Raw genomic sequence first — 16,958 nt, forward strand, 5'->3', positions numbered from 1 at the left:
TGGCGAGGAATGCGTCACGGTCTGGAACCGCTACATGGCAGCAGCCAGAGGCATCACCGCGGCTGCGCAGTAGCCTGAACTGGCGGTTAACCCCCGGCACCTCGGCACCGCCCACATAAAGCTCAGCAGTTGCTTTCCCTCCACCAACAGGTCGACGAGCGCCCCTTCAGGCGAAGTCTGCTCAGCTCCAGTCATGAACGCCGAACACAAATGTCCCGGCTGTTCCTGCGCTTGGTGTCTTCGACACCAAGGAGGTGACCCTGGGTCCAATACAGCTCGTGCTCGTGGTCCACAGCGGAATACGGGTTGTCCGACTGTGGCAGACCCTCTCGTCCTGCGTGATAGCCTTGATCAGCGATCTTCTGAGCATACGCCGGGAGGTTAGGCATCTATCCTGCATCCCCAATCCATGGCGGGGAGGTTAACGCAGATTAAGGCAAATCGTTGGCAGAATGGTCGCTCAGCCTAGCCACCGCCGCCAGAACGGCTGTCGCGCCTCGGCCAACGCCTCCCGCAGCCCTTTTTCTACTGTCGTCCCTTCCCCTCTCGTCCGAAGAGGAAGTTCAGGAAGTTCCAGCTTCGAGCTTTAGCCAAGCCGCCTCCGCCCCCTCGCGTAGGCGGGTGGCTTCTATGATCTGCTGCTCAGCTGTGACTGCGCGATTGTGGGCCTCGGCCACCTCTCGACGCATCTGGGCAAGCTCGGCGTGCTGGTGCTGTGTGGCCAGCTTCACGCCCTCCAACTCGCCCAGCGCTAGTCCGGCGCGCTTTTTCTGAGCCGCTGCCTCTATCTGAGCGGCGCCTAGGACAGTCTGCAGAGCGGCATTCGCAGCCATCGCCTCCAGTCTGCCATCCTCCGCCCGACGAGCGGCCTCCTCCGATATTGCCAAGGCCCGGCCGAGCCCCACGACCTCGCCGGATGCTTTGGCCAAATCCACCCGCAGTTCCGCAACCTGCTTGGCAGCTTCTTCCGCTAAGGCCTTGGCGGCCGCGGCTTCCTGCTGGGCAACCCGTGCCGCAGCCTCGGCAGCTTCTGCCCGATCCCGTAGGGCCTGCAGCTCAGCTTCCCGCTGAGCTGCAACCGCCTGCCGAACATCCGTGGGGGACGGTGCAGGATCGTGCCCCACGCTCTCCAGTGCCGTGAGGGGCACGCGGACTAGGACCTCACGTCCGTTGCCAGGCTGCTTAGGCCACTTATGGCGCCGTACTCGCTCCTGTGCCGCCTCCGTGCTGCAACCCCAGACACCCGCCAGGGTGCGATAAGGTAGAAGCCGATATGGTTCGCGGTCATCCATGGGCCACAATGTGCCCCACGATCCCTTTAGTTGAATAGGCCACGCCTGGGACACGCCTCCCCCCACGTCTGCACCATGGCTGTCCCAACTGTACTCCAGGCATCCCCCATGACTGAGGGGCACGCGTGGGGGCACGGAGAGCATTTAGCGAGGGGTTTAGAGCCCGACCTTCGCATCGGCGTCGTCGACGAAGAGGCTGGCGCGGCGGATGTAGCCCCGCAGGACTGGTAGGCTGCGATGCCCAGACTGGTTCTGAATATGCCGCTCCGCCACGCGGGCGCGAGCGGCGCTGGTGATGAAGCCGGACCGGAGGCTATGCCCGGCAAAGTCGATTGGGTTGCCGCCAGCGGCCTCCACTGCTGCTTTGACTACCCGCGCCACGTCGAATGGCGAGAACCGAGCCAACTGACCTCCGCATATCGCGAGAAATTCGTGATTTGAAATAAACTGCCGGTTTTGTAACTTTAGGTAGATCAGGAAGCCAGCACCCAACTGGTCTGAGGAGTGAAACGTCGATGGATCTCCCGATCACTTCCAACGCCACCGTTCCCGACGATGCTTGGCTGGCTCCGTCTCTCGACACCGCGCGTGGCCTTGGAGCCTCAGCTGTCGTCCACTTGGCGATTAGCCTGGTGCGCGCCTCAGCCATAACCGGTTTGCTGTCACCGCTGCTGCTAGTCGCTTGGCTAGTCCTGTAAGCGGCTTGGCGGATACCCCTATCTGCCCGAAGGCCCACTGAAGCCTTCAAGCTTAATCGCGCCGCCGCTCGTAGAAATTCGCTACGGCACCACGGCTGGCGGTCAAAGTCCGACCTTTGCCGCCGCATTGTCGACGAAGAGGCTGCCCCGACGGCATTGTCACGTTGTTTGATAGCCAAGTGAGTTTTGCCGCAGGACGGAGCTTGCGGGACATCACGCCGCGATCTGGGCGCATGTCTCCTGCCGCCAGATCCTGAAGGCCTTGCCGCGCGAACGGCGGTACTGACTGGCGGTCATCAGGTGCCGCCGTGGACGGAAGTGGCCATAGATCATCGCGTGCGCCGAGAGGAACCGCTGGGCCTGCCTGGGTGACTTGAAGTGCTGCATCTGACGTTCTCGACGTCGCGTCGGGCGGTGGGAATTCTCAGCACGATTGTTCAGGTACCGGCTGGTCCGATGCCGCACACTGGACAGGACCTCTCGCTGCGCGACGCCATAGCTGCGGAGCCCATCGGTCACGATCCGCCGTGGCTTGTACTTGAGGCCGACCAGGAGGCGTCTGAAAAAGCGTTTGGCAGCCGTGGCATTCCGCCGCTCCTGCACGAGGATGTCGAGCACCGCACCGTGCTGGTCGACCGCACGCCAGAGATAGAAGAGCTCGCCGTTGATCTTCAGGTACACCTCATCGATGTGCCAAGTGTCGCCGGGCCTGGGTCGGCGCTTGCGCAGCCTGGCCGCGACGTCCGCGCCGAAGCGGAGGCACCAGCGCCGGATGCTCTCGTAGCTGACCACCACGCCCCGCTCGGCCAGGATGAGCTCGATGTCGCGCAGGCTCAGGCTGAACAAATGGTAGAGCCAGACGGCATGGTGGATGACCGCAGCCGGGAAGCGGTAGCCGGGGTAGGTGGAGGGTTCGGTCGACATCCAACCAGCTTGGCCCGACCTCTTCGTTCCGGCCAGCGCTCAACGACGTGACGATGCCGGCTGGAAGACACCAGCCGAAGCTCTTGATACGGTGTTGCGATCGGCGCAAACTGGTGTTGCGATGACCAGTTGAGCCCAGGACCATCAGGCGGTCGGTGTGATGGTGATCCACTCGAAGCCGTTCAACCGCAGGGCCTGCGTGGCCCCTTCGTCCGTTGTGTAGTACCGGCTCAACCAAGACAAGCGCTTGGTAGACTGCAACATCAGCAGCGGCGCTGCCAGCCTCGAGCTTGCCTAGCGGCTTGCGAACCGGATCAGCCGCTTGAAATGGACGGAGCTTCAGCGGCTCAGCAAAGCGACTGTAGCTGGCAATCGGCGCTCATGGAGCAGATTTCGATCAGAGAGGTCATGGTACTGATGGCGCCGAAGCCGCGGTCATGCAGCGGATAGTCCGGCATCACCAGACGGCACACATGGTCACCAGACTGGCATTCAACCATGACGCCCCGGTAGACGTAGCTGAGACCGCAGAGGGGGCCGACTACGGCTGCCTGCTCAGGCCGGGACAGGCTGCCGCCGATGGATCTGGTACAATGGTCATGCCGCAGTGTGGCAGTCCCGGTGGTCAGAAGGGTAATCCTTCGTCCGATCTCCGTGAGCGTCACGCGTGACGGCTGGAGGATCCGATGAAGAAAACCTATCGCGGTAGCTGCCATTGTCGTGCTGTCACCTTCGAGGCGGATATCGATCTCAGCCAGGGAACAGGTAAGTGCAACTGCACTGTCTGTTGGAAGCAGCGGATGTGGAATGCCGGCGGGCTGGCGCCAAGCGACTTTCGCCTGCTGACCGGCGAGGATATGCTCGGCGACTATAGAAAGTATGGTGATTGGGGTGAAGGGCATCACCGCTTCTGCCGCCGGTGCGGCATCGCCACGCACTCGCATGGCCAGATCAAGCAGATGGGCAACGTCCCGTTCGTGTCGGTTCACCTCGCTGCCCTCGATGACCTGCCGATCGAGGAACTGATCGCGGCGCCGGTGCGGTGCATGGATGGGCTGCATGACAACTGGGGCAACCCACCAGCGGAGATAAGGCACTTGTAGACCGCGTTGAACATTCCTCAGCTAATTCGGTGGCTGAGTTGGATCTTCCCTGCCTTGTTGGTCGCCTACTGCCGTTCCAGCGCCAAGTCGACTAGCACGCCCGACATGCCCAGCCGGGTCCCTTGCCGGGCGACGTCCTGAAGCCCAAGTGTACAGCGATAGGCACCTCACCGGTCGGACCGAAGCGGCAGCCCTTCAAGCACCGGGTTTCAATTCGGCAGCGAGGTGGCCTTGAAGCCATGCCAAGCGTGGCGCAGATGGCGATGGGCTTCTGTCCGGCGCCGCTCGGCCCAACTTCCCAATGTGCCGGCTGTACGCGCCAACTCCGCCTCGCGTCCCGCTCCTAGACGCTTGACCAGAGTTTCCGCAACAGCCGCATCGTTCATGGTTCCGAGATGCTGTTGCAGCGCTTTGCAGCCGTGGAGAAACGCTCTTACTTGCTTACGGCGATGGAGAGGCGCGAGGAACTCCACACCATAGCGCAGCTTCTTCAGCGACTTGCGGAGATCGTGCAACTCCTCCGCACTCCGCCGCCGGATGTGTCGTCCACGCCGGCGCGCCTTGCGTTCCAGCCGCTCCTCGAGCTTGGGGACGAGGTCAGCCAGCGGCGTGTGCAGATCGCCACCATCAGGTGAGCCGGCAAGAGCGGCTGGGTCCTCGACCCAGGCAGCAAGCTCCAGCACCAAGGCCGTCAGCGGCGGACCAGCCAGCGCGGCGCCAAGGCTGGCATGCGCCCTTGTGCGCTCAATCGCAGCCGGGCCACGCAGGTCATTAAGCAACTCCTCGGCCACGCCGGCTTCCGCGGCGGCAGCCAAGGTTTCCGTGCAGAATACGTCCCAGTCGCGCGCTTCTCCCAGCACGCGGCCAAGCTGCCGCAGCCCCTCGGTAAAGCGCGCCGTCGTCGCTTTGTCGAGATAGGGCTGAAATAGGGCAAGAGCAGTGCGCAGCCGGCGAATGGCGATGCGCATATTGTGCACACCTTCGATCCGGCCAGCCGCCGCGGCCGGCAGATTAGCCAGTAGGTTGGCGAGAGTCATGCCGACGATGCGGCGGATCGCCTCAGCCGTGGTGACCTTGGACGGCAGCAGGATGTCGCCCGCTTTCTCCGGCGTCCGCGTGTGCCCCGTGCTAAGCCGCCAGCCGCGATCGGCTTTGCTTTCGACCCCAAGAGTGAGCTGCAGCTCCGCTCCCAGTTGTGTGGCAAGTTTGTAGAGTGCGGCGACCTTACCGCCTTTCAGTTCCAGCTCTAGCTCGCGGATCTCCTCTACAGCTTCGCCGGCGCGGATCGCACCAATGTCGATAGCTGTCTCGATCTCGGCGTCGTCGAGCCGCAAGGTGCGCACCGTGCGATCCACCTCGGTGGTGAAGACCGGCCCCAGCACCTCGAGCTTGTCCAGCAGTGACGCCAACGGGGTCGCGGCCAGCTTCGCCGGATCCGGGGTGTTGCTCTCCAGCGGCCACTCCCACTCACCGCGACCGAAAAGAGAGTCGCCGTCGTCGCGCAGCTTGAGGGTTTGTACCCGACCCTTGCTGCCCACCCGCACACGGAGCGTGGCGCCGCGCCGAGCGAGGTCACGGTTCGCCGTATCGAAGTAGGTGGTGACTTCATGCCGGGCCTTGACCCCCTTCCCTGTCTCGCTGCGCAGGGCCGGGTGAGCGGCGAGCTTAGTCTCGGCGCCGGCGGGCAGTTTGAATTTAATTTCTAGTTCGGCGGGAGCCGGGGCGACGTCTTCAATCATGGTGCGGATCCAGACTGGTGATGGGCGGACGACGGTGCTGCCGGTGAACGCTGCTCCGGAGATCTGGTGCCCGAGCGGCAGCGCCAATTTTGCACGTTTGCACGCTTGCACGCCAGGGTCGCCGCCGCATATGGTTCAAGGTCTCGTGGGGCGGGATCGATCCGCACACCGTTGGTTTCGGAGGGCTTGTGCTCGTCATTGGCTGCGCGTCGCAAAAGGGGGGCGTCGCAAAATCCTCGTTGGCGCGGTTGCTGGCGCGGGAGTACGCCGATCGTGGCCACCGCGTCCTGCTCGCCGATCTCGACGTGTTACAGGCAACCTCTTTGGAATGGGCCCGACGACGATCCGCGTCCGGACAGCACCCGGAGGTGCCGGTCGAGCGTTTCGATAGCGTTAAGCAAGCGTTGAAGCGCGCACGCCAAGCGGACATTGATTGCCTCGTTCTCGATGCCCGCGGCTTCGCCGATGCGCAGACCCTCGACGTGGCGCAGGCCGCCGACGCTCTGCTGATCCCTTCGGGGTTGGCGGTCGACGACCTGCTGCCGACCGTGCGTCTGGCCCACGAACTGATCCAGGCCGGCGTGCCGCGCGCCCGCATCGGCATCACACTGTGTTGTGCCGGTGACTTGGAGAACGAGATTGCCGAGGCCGTGCGCTATGTCGGCGACGCTGGCTACCATTGCCTCGGACTCGCCTGGCCGGAGCGTGCCGGATACCGGCGCGCCCATGACGAAGGCCGGGCTGCCACTGAGGCGCGTCACCCCTCACTGCGCGCCAAGGCCCGTGCCTTTGCAGACCATGCCGTGACATTTATCGAGCAACGGGGCAGGCAGAAAAAGGAAGAGAAGCGTGCAGGGTCCCAAGGATAGCCAACTGAGCAAGCCGGCTCCCATTAGACGCACTCGGCAGCAGGCTGCCGGTAAGGGCGCGCCGCCGTCGCCGACCGACACCCTCGGCGCCATTCCCGCCGAAAGCGGACCGCGCGATCAGAAGGCTAGTAACAAAGCCAAAGAGAAAGAGAGGTCAGCAACCCCGAAGGCACCGACGAAGCAGCGCACCGAACCATTGAACTTCCGCGTCACGCCCGAATTCCGTCGTGCCTTCAAGCGCGCCGCGGCGGCCGAGGATTGCAAGAAGGTCGAACTGCTCGAGCGCATCTTTGCCGACTGGAGAGCACGCAACCCCAGCTGACGGCCGACAAGCTAGACGTTGCGCCTCCACGTCAGGGCACGGCCGGGCTCCGGAAGCGCGCGCCCAAACTGCGTCACCGACTACTACGTGGTTGTCGGCGCTTCCGTGCCGATAATGACGCGCCATCCGCCCCCGCTGGCGGACGCCTATGCCATCCATCCGGTCCGCGTTCCATTCGGAAAGTCCGAGTTCTGACCGAAATGCTGATCGAGTCTCCCAGCAGGGTCACGTTTTCGCACAAGGTGACGGACTAGGAATGCTTCGGACCAGCTGGTACGACGCCGCATAGTTTTATTCGTTCGGCGAAGCTAACTTAATCCATTCTGGGTCGCCACCGTTGTCCAGTGCTGCGTCTCCTCCTCTCGCACCCGCCCCCCGTCCGGGAGACGCCAAGCATGTCAGCCTCCATTGATCCGGCAACGCCAGAGCTGCGCGTCGCCACCTTCAACGCCTCGCTCAACCGCGCCAACGCGGGCGAACTGCTGGCCAATCTCGCTACTGACACAGACCGCCAGGCGCAGACCGTGGCGGAAATCATCCAGAGGACGACGCCCGACCTGCTGCTGGTCAACGAGTTCGACTATGCGCCGGGCAACGAGGCGGCCGACCTCTTCCGCAGCAACTACCTCGAGAAGCCGCAGGACACGCTCGGCACCGGCGGCGCGGCCGGCATCGACTTCCCCTATGCCTTCACCGCACCGTCCAATACCGGCATCGCCTCGGGCTTCGACCTGAACAGTAACGGCCACGTTGTCACTACCCCTGGCGAGGCGGGCTATGGCGATGATGCGCTCGGCTTCGGCGCCTTCCCCGGCCAGTACGGCATGGCCGTCTTCTCTCGCTACCCAATCCTCACCGACCAGGTGCGCACCTTCCAGACCTTCCTCTGGAAGGATATGCCCAGCGCCCGCCTGCCCGACGACCCCAATACGCCCGCCCCCGCCGACTGGTACTCGTCGGCAGAGCTGGATGCCATCCGCCTGCCGTCGAAGAGCATGTGGGACGTGCCGGTGCTGGTGAATGGCGAGGTCATCCACCTCATCGTCCTACACCCGACGCCGCCCACCTTCGACGGGCCGGAGGACCGCAACGGGCTGCGCAACGCCGACGAGATCCGGCTGACCGCGGATTGCGTCACACCCGGCAAGGGCGACTACATCTATGACGACCAGGGGCATCAGGGCGGCCTCGGCCCCGGCGCCCGCTTCGTCGTCATGGGTGACATAAATGCCGATTCCGTCGACGGCGACAGCGTGGACCAGGCCGCGACGCAGCTGCTCGAGGCGCCGCGGGTCGATGCCTCGCTGGTGCCGACCAGCCCGGGTGGGCCGGAGCAGGCGGCGCAGCAGGGCGGCGCCAATGCGGCGCAGCAGGGCAACCCGCTTTTTGACACCGCTGACTTCGCGGATACCGCACCGGGCAACCTGCGCGTCGACTACGTGCTGCCCTCGAAGGATGGGCTCGCGCCGCGCGACGCCGGCGTGTTCTGGCCGCAGACGGACGATCCGCTCTTTCCGTTGGTCGGCACCTATAACCCGACGCTGCTGGGCGGCTACCCCTCCTCCGACCACAAGCTGACTTATATGGACTTGGCGGTGACGCCGAGCCCGGAGGTGACCTCAGTTGGCCGCCCGGAATTCCTCGGCTCGGTTTCGCTGCCCTATGGCGGCAGCCTCGACGGGCTGCAGATTGGCGGGCTTTCCGCCATCACCTATGACGCGGCGCGCGGGCAGTATTACCTGCTGTCCGACGACCGCTCCGAGGATGCCCGCTTTTTCACCGCCACCATCGACCTCGGCGACGGCCAGCTCAATCCCGGCGACCTAAGCTTCACCGGCGCTCAGACCTTGTCGGGCGAAAGCGGAGCACCCTTCGCTGCGAATTCGCTCGACCCGGAGGGGCTGACCCTGACTGGCGATCGGCTCTATCTCTCCTCCGAGGGCGATGCGAGCGCGCTGATCAGCCCCTTCGTCGACCGCTTTGGCCTCGATGGCCGCTTGCAGGCAGCGCTGCCCGTCGACGACAAGTACCTGCCGACCGCCGATGGCAGCTCGGGCATCCGCAACAACCTCGCCTTCGAGGCGCTGACCGCGACGCCAAGCGGGCGACACCTCTATGTCGGGACCGAGGATGCGCTTTATCAGGACGGGCCGAATGCCGACCTGACCACCGGCTCCCCCTCACGCATCATCCGCTACGATCTGGCGAGCGGCGGGGCCGATGCCGAGTATGTCTACAAGACCGACCCGATCCAAGACCGGCCTGACCCGGTCGATACCTTCGCCACCAACGGTCTCGTCGAGCTGCTGGCGCTCGATAATGGCGGACACCTGCTGGCGCTGGAACGCTCTTTCTCCACCGGTGTCGCTGGCAACGACATCCGGCTCTACTATGTCGATGCGACGCAGGCGACGGATGTTTCGGATCGGGATGCGCTGGACTGCGGCTATACGCCGGTGCGGAAGTCGCTCGTGCTCGATCTCGACGATCTCGGGATCCCGCTCGACAACATCGAGGGGATGACCTTCGGGTCGGACCTGCCGGATGGGCGCAAGACGCTGCTGCTCGTGGCCGACGACAACTTCTCGGCGACCCAAATGACGCAGGTGATTGCCCTGGCGCTGGAGTTGAACCCGGCGACGCAGACGGTCGACTGGAATGCGCTGGCGGCGCAAGCCACCGCCAATTTCGAGATGACCGGTCACTGGTTCATCTGACATTGTGGAAAGTGTGGAAGGCTCCAACCAAGAGGAAGCTCGTTGGCGCTTAAATTATGCCCTCGAGCACGCATGATCACTTCGAACGACGTCATCGGCTGTAGCAGCTAGGACGAAATTACCTGACCTAGCTTATGCAGACGATGGCGCAGGCGAGCGTGGTGAAGGCAAGGTGGACGTCGTCGCGTCACTCTTTGCGGGTGGCGAGGCGGTAGGATTGGGCGATCCAAGCTAGGTATCCTCCCAGATCAGCACCCCAAGCGTCAATCGCCTCTTCCGAACGATGCCAAGCCTTATTCGACCGCTTATTTAGAAGGTATATTCACGTGCGCACCATGGACCTCAGCATCAGCTTGTTACCGCCTCACCCTCCATCACCGCGGTGAAGCGGTTGGCCGGCTGGTTCTGCATTTCGTCGAAAACCAGTTGCTCCGGTAGACGCGTCAAACGAATTTGAGTGCCGCCCTCTGCCTGCTCTACAAATGTGTCCCAATGGGTAAAGTTTTGTTCCACCAAATCCAACACCGGCTCTGGTGCTTGGGATAGCCGTGGTTTGAAGCCCACGGCGCTACCGGTGCTGACCATATAGTCCGAGAGTCGTCGGAACAGCTTGGGCAACAGGCAGACTTGGTTAGTGATGACTGCAAGGCTGGTGGCATCAAAGCCGCTGCTTGTCGCGTCCAATGGCCAGAGCCCAATACCGGCAGCACGCGCATCGGTGCTCGCTTCGGCCATAACGTCGCGCAGATCTCGGAACAGGCCGGTATAGAAGGTGGGATAAGCCAGCCCAGTCCGCAGCGCGAGTTGGTTGTAACTTTGTTGAAGCCGGTCCGGGTCCAGGAAAACTTCCACGCCATCCGCTTCCGGCGACGTGCCGGCATAGACGAAAGCGACGGGGCGGCCATTTTTTTCGATGGTACGGGAGAGGATATAGCCGGGCGTTCCATCCTGAGCGGCCAGCACAGTGTTCCCTGCGACATCCCATTCCACATCGGTGATGCCGGCAAAGTCCAGCAGCTTCATCCGCGCCGCATCAGCCCAGGTGCGTGGTTGGTGGCGGACGCCTCCAGGGCCGGCGTAGTGCGTCTCAAGGGTGTCGATACCCTCCATCCGCAACTGCACGTGGCCACGCGCATTTACCCGGATGCGGAAGCCGCCAAGGCGCTGCAACAAGTCCGGCTGCTCTGGCGCGAAGCGTAGCGAGTCGCCGTCCGGCGAGTAGCCCTGGGCATGAAAGTGGCCACGGATTACGACAAAGGGCATTGCCCTCTCCTGTTTAGGAAAGCCATCCATGATGGCAGCGTTTCTGGTGCGCGACGTGATGGTTGAATGACGCCACACGGCATCTCCGCTGCCCAGCCGTTTCCGGCGGGCGCGGGCACCTGCGGGACAGCGGAGGGTGTTTCCGGAGGAAGTTCCGCGGCGAATCGCAGACCGGCTCTCGCAAATCGTCGGTGAAGCGCTTATACTAAATCCCGCTGATCAGAACCGATGCGCCCAATCGTGCATTCCTATGGACATATAGTCCAGGGCTGCTCGACGAGGCGGTTCCAGGCCCGACAGCAATGGTCGACGATGTCGTCGTAGCAGCGGAAGACGCGGTTCGACAGCCAGTTGTCCCGCATGAACTGCCAGGTGTTCTCGACCGGGTTGAGCTCAGAGCATTTTGGCGGCAGCGGGATGAGGGTGATGTTCGGCGGTACCTCGAGCCTGTCCGACAAGTGCCATCCGGCTTGGTCGAGCAGCAGCACGGCATGCGCGTTCGGCGCCACAGCGGCAGCGATCTCGGCGAGATGCAGGCTCATGGCTGCGGTGTTGCAGTGGGGCAGGACGAGGCCTGCCGCCTTGCCCTCCTTGGGGCAGATGGCGCCGAAGATGTAGGTCGACGCCGTGCGCTGGTCATTTGGCGCCACGGGCCTGGTGCCGCGCCGGGCCCAGCGCCGGGTGATCTTGTTCTTCTGCCCCACTCTGGCCTCGTCGGCGAACCAGATCTCTATGGCGCTGGCGGCGACGCACTTCTCACGCGCAACTTCCTCCAGGCGGGCGGGGAAGGTTTTCTAAAATTCTCGATGGCGTCTTCCGCCTGCGCATGATGGCGAGGACGTGCCGAGAGCTTGCGGTAGCCAAGGGCCCGCACCTCGCGGCTCATGGTCTGCTTGGCGGCCGTGACCCGATGCTCCTCCCACAGCCACTGGCAGACATCGACCAGCCGCCACCGCACCACGCCATGAATGGCCGGTATCGGGCCGCTCTCGAGCACCGCCGCCAGAGCCGCACGATGCGTGCTGCTCAACCGCGATGCCTGGCCCGGCGCCTTACGGTCAATCAGCCCAGCCGGACCCTCGGCATTGAACCGAACAACCTGGTCCCGCACGATCTGCACCGTCACCCCATCGATCCGAGCGGCCTCCGTGCGCGACGCGCCAGGGCCGCATCTTGATCCAGCGAGCCACAGTATGAAGCCTAGCCACGTGGAAGTCAGCTCGGAGTGCGCTGGGCATTGCGAAGCTCCTCTGTTCGCCATGTTGATTCAGAGCGCCGCCAGCCTGGGAGTGCCCAACGAGTTACGCTCTCGGAGACTTGGTATTAGGCGTAGATGAGCGCCTCCTAGTCTCACCCTTCCTGACCGCTCGTCATGAAAGGATCATTTGAGCAGGCGCGGCGTCAGCGATAGCCGGAGATGATGCTGAAACGCAGTTGCATCGCATGCGCGCCTCGCACGAATTGGACGTCAAATGCATAGGAAGCTATTTATTCTTTTGGTTGCATTGACTGCCCTCCTTATTGGCTTTCCCAAGTCTGCTGACGCACAGGGCATGGTTGGTGCAGGCTCGACCTTCGCGCATCCCGTTCTTGCACGTTGGGGACAGGTCTTTGCCACCCTGCAAGGCGAAGGCGGAGCGTATGTCTCCGCCGAAACCAACCTCGATTATGAGCCGGTGGGCTCGTTCGGCGGGCTCATGCGCGTCCTGCAAGGTGCGGCAAACTTCGCGGTGAGCGACGTTCCTTTGCTGCCGGAGGAAGTAGACCGGCATAGCTTAATGCAATTTCCCCTGGTCACCGGCAGCGTGGTGGTAGTCACCAACCTGCCGGGCATCAAGACAGGTTCGCTGCAGCTTACCGGATCCGTCCTCGCCGACATCTATCTGGGCCGGATCACCCGATGGTCCGATCCGGCGATCCGAATGCTCAACCCTGAGCTTGGTCTCGCGGACATCGCCATCTCCGTGCTCCGAAGACTGGATGGCTCCGGCACCACCTACCATTTTGCAGCTTTCCTCGCGGCCGCCAGCCCGGATTGGCGCTCGCGCATTGGGGTCAATACCGACCTTCAGTGGCCGGTCGGCGTCGGCGCCAAAGGCAACCGCGAACTCGCGGACTTGGTGCAGGCCACACCCGGTTCGATAGGTTACGTCGAGGCAAGCCAGGCAGCACGGCTGGGCTTATCCGTCACGGCGGTCTCCAATCCGGCAGGTCGTTTCTTGCTGCCTGATTCGGCTAGCATCCAGGCGGCGACAGCAACGGCATCCTGGGACCCTGCCCGGCATTTTTATCGGGAGATCGCCGACCCGAACGGTGGCGACGCTTACCCGATCGTGGCCACCGCTTACGTCTTGATGCCGCGTCGCGCAGAAGCTCGCAGCCGTACAACGATCGAATTCTTTCGTATGTGCCTGACCGAGCGGAGCGCTGATGCCGTCGCACTCGGCTACGTGCCCCTGCCTGAGCCCGCGGTCCGGTTGGTGACGGAGTATTGGCGCACCGCCCTCGGCAGCAGCCGCTGACTTCCATTCGAAACAACCTACCCCACCCACTGCGCCTGCTGCGTGCACTGCTTCACCTTGGAGATCTGGCGGTATGCAAGTCGACCTTTTCACCCAGGTGATCGTGCCGGTCATCGGTGGCCTAGGCATTTTCATGCTAGGCCTCGAGTTCATGTCGAACGGAATCCAGTCGCTCGCCGTGAACCGGATGCGCGATCTCTTGGCACGATTTGCAGGCACGCCAATCAAAGGCGTGTTTGCAGGCACTTTAATCACCGGAATCATCCAGTCCTCGACCGCAATGACGGTGATGACGGTCGGCCTGGTGAATGCCGGCGTGGTCGGACTGCGGCCGGCCATCAGCGTCATCATGGGTGCCAATATCGGTACCACGCTTGGCAACGGCCTCATCGCCCTGCCGCTCGGGCCGCTCGGCCTGTTGCTGGCTGGGCTGTTCGCGCTAGTGCACATCTTCGCCAAGACCGACAAGGTGAAGAACATCGCTTTGGCTTGTATGGGCTTCGCGCTGATCTTCTACGGCCTGAACCTGATGACCGGCGGTCTGCGGCCGTTGCGCAACATGCCGGAGGTGATGTCGGCCATCTCGTCCCTCCGCGCTGACAGCTTCGCCGGCCTGATCGGCTGTGTGACGACTGCGGCGCTGATCACCGCGCTGATCCACTCATCCTCCGCCACCATTGGCATCGTCATGGGGCTCGGCTCCGCGGGCGTGCTCGACTGGCAAACGGCTGTCGCCTTCTCACTCGGTGCCGATCTGGGTACGACCATCACCTCCTGGATGGCGTCGCTGAACCTGTCCCGCAATGCCAAGCGCGCGGCTTATGCCCACATATCCTTCAACATCATCGGAGTAATGGTTACCATTCCGCTCTTCTTCATCTCCATGGAAGTGCTGCGCTGGGTAATGCAGTGGTTCGGCGGGGATCCCGGCGTACCCGTGATGATGAACGGGCGCGAGAGCTTCCCACTGGTGCCCGTGGCGGTCGGGATCTATTCGACCTTCTTCAACATCTTCAACACGCTGCTTTTGTTTCCCTTCATCGGCGTCTTTGAGCGGGTGCTCTCGCGCGTGGGCCGGGATGCGTCCGAGGACATCGAGGATTACTCGACACCCAAGCACCTGACATCCGAGGCGAGAAGCGATCTCGGCAAAGCGGTGGGAGCAGTGGAGCGCGAGATCGAGCGGCATGTTCAGGCTGGGGCGTTGTTTCTGGCCAGCGCGCGCGGCGTGCCGACCGCACCGAAAGATCTCGACGAGCACCGCATGGCGATAGACATCCTGAGCCGCGACATCCGAGCCTATGCCGCATCGCTGCTCACACCCGACCTGCCCCCTGCACGAGCGGACCTCGTTGCCAGCCTGGTGGAGGAAGCGGACTTCGCCGCTAGCTTGGGCGAGACACTGCACCAGGTTGCGCGACGGATCGCCCGTGAGGAGTTCTCGCCAGAGGCGCGGCAGGTGGTGGACGCGGTGCTCGATCAGATCGGCGACGCCATGCGCGTTGTGCTCCCGGCCGCCGCTGGCCAAGCCGCAGTGCCGCAGGGTGACACCGCATGGCGCAACGGCCTGACCGACCTCCGTACGCGCTGCCTTGGCCTCGCCGGCGCAGTGCGACCCGGCGAACGTGGGGCTATCCTGGCCCTGCTGGGCAGTGCGGAGCGTGCTGGCATGATGATCGCACGTCTCGACGACGAGCGCCGGTCCGTACCGCGGCTGGCGCGGAGGACCGTTGCGGATGAACGGAGCCGCGACCTGCCATTGCCGGATGCCACGCCCGCCCCGGCAGAGTAGCGGGATGCCGGAACCGACGCTCAGAAGGCAGCGCGTAAACGAAATGCAATCGCGGAGATGGGTCCGCGATCGGCATTGTAGCCTGGATTGAGCACGAGCTGGAGGCTTACCGCAGCATGCAGTCCGGAAGCCACCTCGGCATCGTAGTAAGTCTCCAGCACGGCTTCCGGGGCATATCGTAACCCACCCTCGCGTGCCACGACGAAGCTACCACCGCCCTCTTCCCGGTAGCGCCTGTGCGGGCCCGACAATCCGCCAACGTTGAAGCCGATCCCAAGCGTGTCCTCCCAGCGCTCCCAGGTCCAGCCGTTCACGGCCAAGCCCGCTGACACCGACCAATCCATGTCGGTGAACATCCAGTTTTGCGCCTGCCCATCGTTCCAGCCCAGCCGCAGGAATACGCCTAGGCTGTCGTTTACCGCCTGCTCCATATTCGCGGTCAACATCGTTTTGGTTCGCCACCCTCGACCCTGCTCGGTGCGCTCAGCTGGCCCGCGGAGTGCGGCCGTCAAGTCGTTCCAGCGCGTCGAACTGGTTCGGGAGGCACCGACTAGCAGGCGGGCAACCCCGCGGTAGCGTCCCCACCACCACGATCTGTCGAACTGCAGCAAGCCTTGCCAAGCGCGGGTAACACGTGGGTCGAGGCTTTCGCCTCCGACTTCGCGCGCCACTTGGAACAGGCCTGAGCGTATGGCCCAGACACCATTCTCCCATTCCAGCGCCACGCCATTGGTGAAGCCGGCTGCATCACCCGCGTAATCGAAGGCGCCGGTGCCGACCAAGGCCCATGACAGGAACTGCGTTCTGGCATCATGGGCATAGCGGTTGTTGTCGAAGATATCCCAAACCGCGAACTTGCCCAGGGTGAGTGTCACCCGCTGCAGAGCGAGCGGACCGGCGAAGCGCATTGGGTCGTCATCCTGCCCAAACGCGTCATAGGATAAATTGAAAGTCTGCCGCAGAAAGAGCCGCGTCAGTGCCACGCTCGCCGTCGCGCTGCCGCCATGGAAGGCCTCGCCGTTCAAGCCTGCACCGATGCCCCGGCTGTCCGAAAGCCCGAAGCCGCGAGCGAGGGATGGCACGGCGATGAGTTCCGCATTGTTCCAGAGCCGCCGGCCAAGCACGAGATCGGCCGATTGCGTGCTGGTGATTTCTCCCTGCGATGGGAATTCCTCCTCACGTGCGGTTCCGCGCGCACGAAAGGCAGGTCGCGCTTGGACCGTCAGCGTAGTTTGTCCTCGCAGCAACCAGCCCATGTCCTCTAGCTTTGAGAGCAGATCCTCTGCGCCGGGAACGACGGCTTCGATGTTGCGCCCGTAGACCGGGCCTGCGAGCCCGCGCTGGGCGTGTGTTAATTCGCTCCAGAGTGGCAATGCGGCGAGCGCCAGAACTATAGAAATGTAACAGTGCTGTCGCTCGAGATTCGCGTCTGCGCGGCTGGACAAGTTGCTCATAGGTGTCCGCTGTAATGCGATCACGTGACGTGCAATATCGTAGGGCACGCCGCGCTAAAAACTTCAACGATATGTCATGCAAAATAGTCCATCAGAACTCGTTTGACCGTATCGAAGCCGTCGACATTCTGTCCTCGACATATCGCTTTACGTTCACGCGCTGCCGCACTGCTGCTTCAAAAGTACTAAGACCCCGTTTGAGAATGGTTAGGGGTGGGCGATGCGGCGGAGCAGGAGGGCGCCGAGGCTGACGCGGATCATGG

The 16,958-nt window shown here is 63.3% G+C and carries 13 protein-coding genes and 1 pseudogene; 6 read left to right on the plus strand and 8 right to left on the minus strand.

What is annotated here, in order from left to right; genetic code table 11:
• Nucleotides 1–563: 563 nt before the first annotated feature.
• From JMJ56_RS30270 to JMJ56_RS36100, 4 genes are all read right to left on the minus strand, one after another.
• Complete coding sequence (locus JMJ56_RS30270; protein WP_202835477.1) at nt 564–1,148, minus strand: hypothetical protein; 585 nt, start codon at nt 1,146–1,148, stop codon at nt 564–566.
• Nucleotides 1,149–1,448: 300 nt separating this feature from the next.
• Entirely contained in the window at nt 1,449–1,697 is a 249-nt protein-coding gene (locus tag JMJ56_RS30275) for a site-specific integrase (RefSeq protein WP_202835478.1), read from the minus strand.
• Nucleotides 1,698–2,203: 506 nt separating this feature from the next.
• A complete protein-coding gene (locus JMJ56_RS30280) occupies nt 2,204–2,914 on the minus strand; it encodes an IS6 family transposase (protein ID WP_202835479.1) in 711 nt (236 codons plus the stop codon).
• A gap of 347 nt (nt 2,915–3,261) precedes the next feature.
• Nucleotides 3,262–3,579: a hypothetical protein gene (locus JMJ56_RS36100; RefSeq protein ID WP_202835480.1), complete on the minus strand. Its 318-nt coding sequence runs from the start codon at nt 3,577–3,579 to the stop codon at nt 3,262–3,264.
• Nucleotides 3,580–3,600: 21 nt separating this feature from the next.
• Here JMJ56_RS36100 and JMJ56_RS36105 point away from each other — a divergent pair, with 21 nt between their 5' ends.
• The gene (locus tag JMJ56_RS36105; protein ID WP_202835481.1) at nt 3,601–4,017 is read left to right on the plus strand and encodes a GFA family protein; all 417 of its coding nucleotides are present in this window, start codon (nt 3,601–3,603) and stop codon (nt 4,015–4,017) included.
• A gap of 209 nt (nt 4,018–4,226) precedes the next feature.
• Here JMJ56_RS36105 and JMJ56_RS30295 read toward each other — a convergent pair whose 3' ends face one another.
• Entirely contained in the window at nt 4,227–5,843 is a 1,617-nt protein-coding gene (locus JMJ56_RS30295) for a CYTH and CHAD domain-containing protein (RefSeq protein ID WP_202835482.1), read from the minus strand.
• Between the two features lie 101 nt (nt 5,844–5,944).
• On the opposite strand from JMJ56_RS30295, the gene JMJ56_RS30300 reads away from it, so the two are divergent.
• From JMJ56_RS30300 to JMJ56_RS30310, 3 genes are all read left to right on the plus strand, one after another.
• Complete coding sequence (locus tag JMJ56_RS30300; protein WP_202835483.1) at nt 5,945–6,625, plus strand: ParA family protein; 681 nt, start codon at nt 5,945–5,947, stop codon at nt 6,623–6,625.
• Nucleotides 6,606–6,947 (plus strand): hypothetical protein, encoded by a 342-nt coding sequence (locus JMJ56_RS30305; protein WP_202835484.1) that lies wholly within the window; start codon nt 6,606–6,608, stop codon nt 6,945–6,947. Before JMJ56_RS30300 ends, JMJ56_RS30305 begins: the two co-directional genes overlap by 20 nt.
• 395 nt (nt 6,948–7,342) lie before the next feature.
• Nucleotides 7,343–9,664, plus strand: coding sequence for an esterase-like activity of phytase family protein (locus JMJ56_RS30310; RefSeq protein ID WP_202835485.1), 2,322 nt, complete (start codon nt 7,343–7,345; stop codon nt 9,662–9,664).
• Nucleotides 9,665–10,012: 348 nt separating this feature from the next.
• On the opposite strand, the gene JMJ56_RS30315 is transcribed toward JMJ56_RS30310, so the two are convergent.
• Nucleotides 10,013–10,927 carry a thermonuclease family protein gene (locus tag JMJ56_RS30315; RefSeq protein WP_202835486.1) on the minus strand — a complete coding sequence of 305 codons (915 nt, stop codon included), beginning with the start codon at nt 10,925–10,927 and terminating at the stop codon, nt 10,013–10,015.
• Nucleotides 10,928–11,146: 219 nt separating this feature from the next.
• Nucleotides 11,147–12,165, minus strand: a pseudogene (locus tag JMJ56_RS30320) (IS630 family transposase).
• A gap of 234 nt (nt 12,166–12,399) precedes the next feature.
• Between JMJ56_RS30320 and pstS the strand changes: the two are divergent.
• The gene (pstS, locus tag JMJ56_RS30325; RefSeq protein ID WP_202835487.1) at nt 12,400–13,449 is read left to right on the plus strand and encodes a phosphate ABC transporter substrate-binding protein PstS; all 1,050 of its coding nucleotides are present in this window, start codon (nt 12,400–12,402) and stop codon (nt 13,447–13,449) included.
• A gap of 73 nt (nt 13,450–13,522) precedes the next feature.
• Entirely contained in the window at nt 13,523–15,241 is a 1,719-nt protein-coding gene (locus JMJ56_RS30330; RefSeq protein ID WP_202835488.1) for a Na/Pi cotransporter family protein, read from the plus strand.
• 20 nt (nt 15,242–15,261) lie between these two features.
• Here JMJ56_RS30330 and JMJ56_RS30335 read toward each other — a convergent pair whose 3' ends face one another.
• On the minus strand, nt 15,262–16,695 hold the full coding sequence (locus tag JMJ56_RS30335; protein WP_202835489.1) for a carbohydrate porin: 1,434 nt from the start codon (nt 16,693–16,695) through the stop codon (nt 15,262–15,264).
• Nucleotides 16,696–16,958 lie beyond the last annotated feature (263 nt).

This window comes from Belnapia arida, from assembly GCF_016773205.1.
GTDB classification, from domain to species: Bacteria; Pseudomonadota; Alphaproteobacteria; order Acetobacterales; family Acetobacteraceae; genus Belnapia; species Belnapia arida.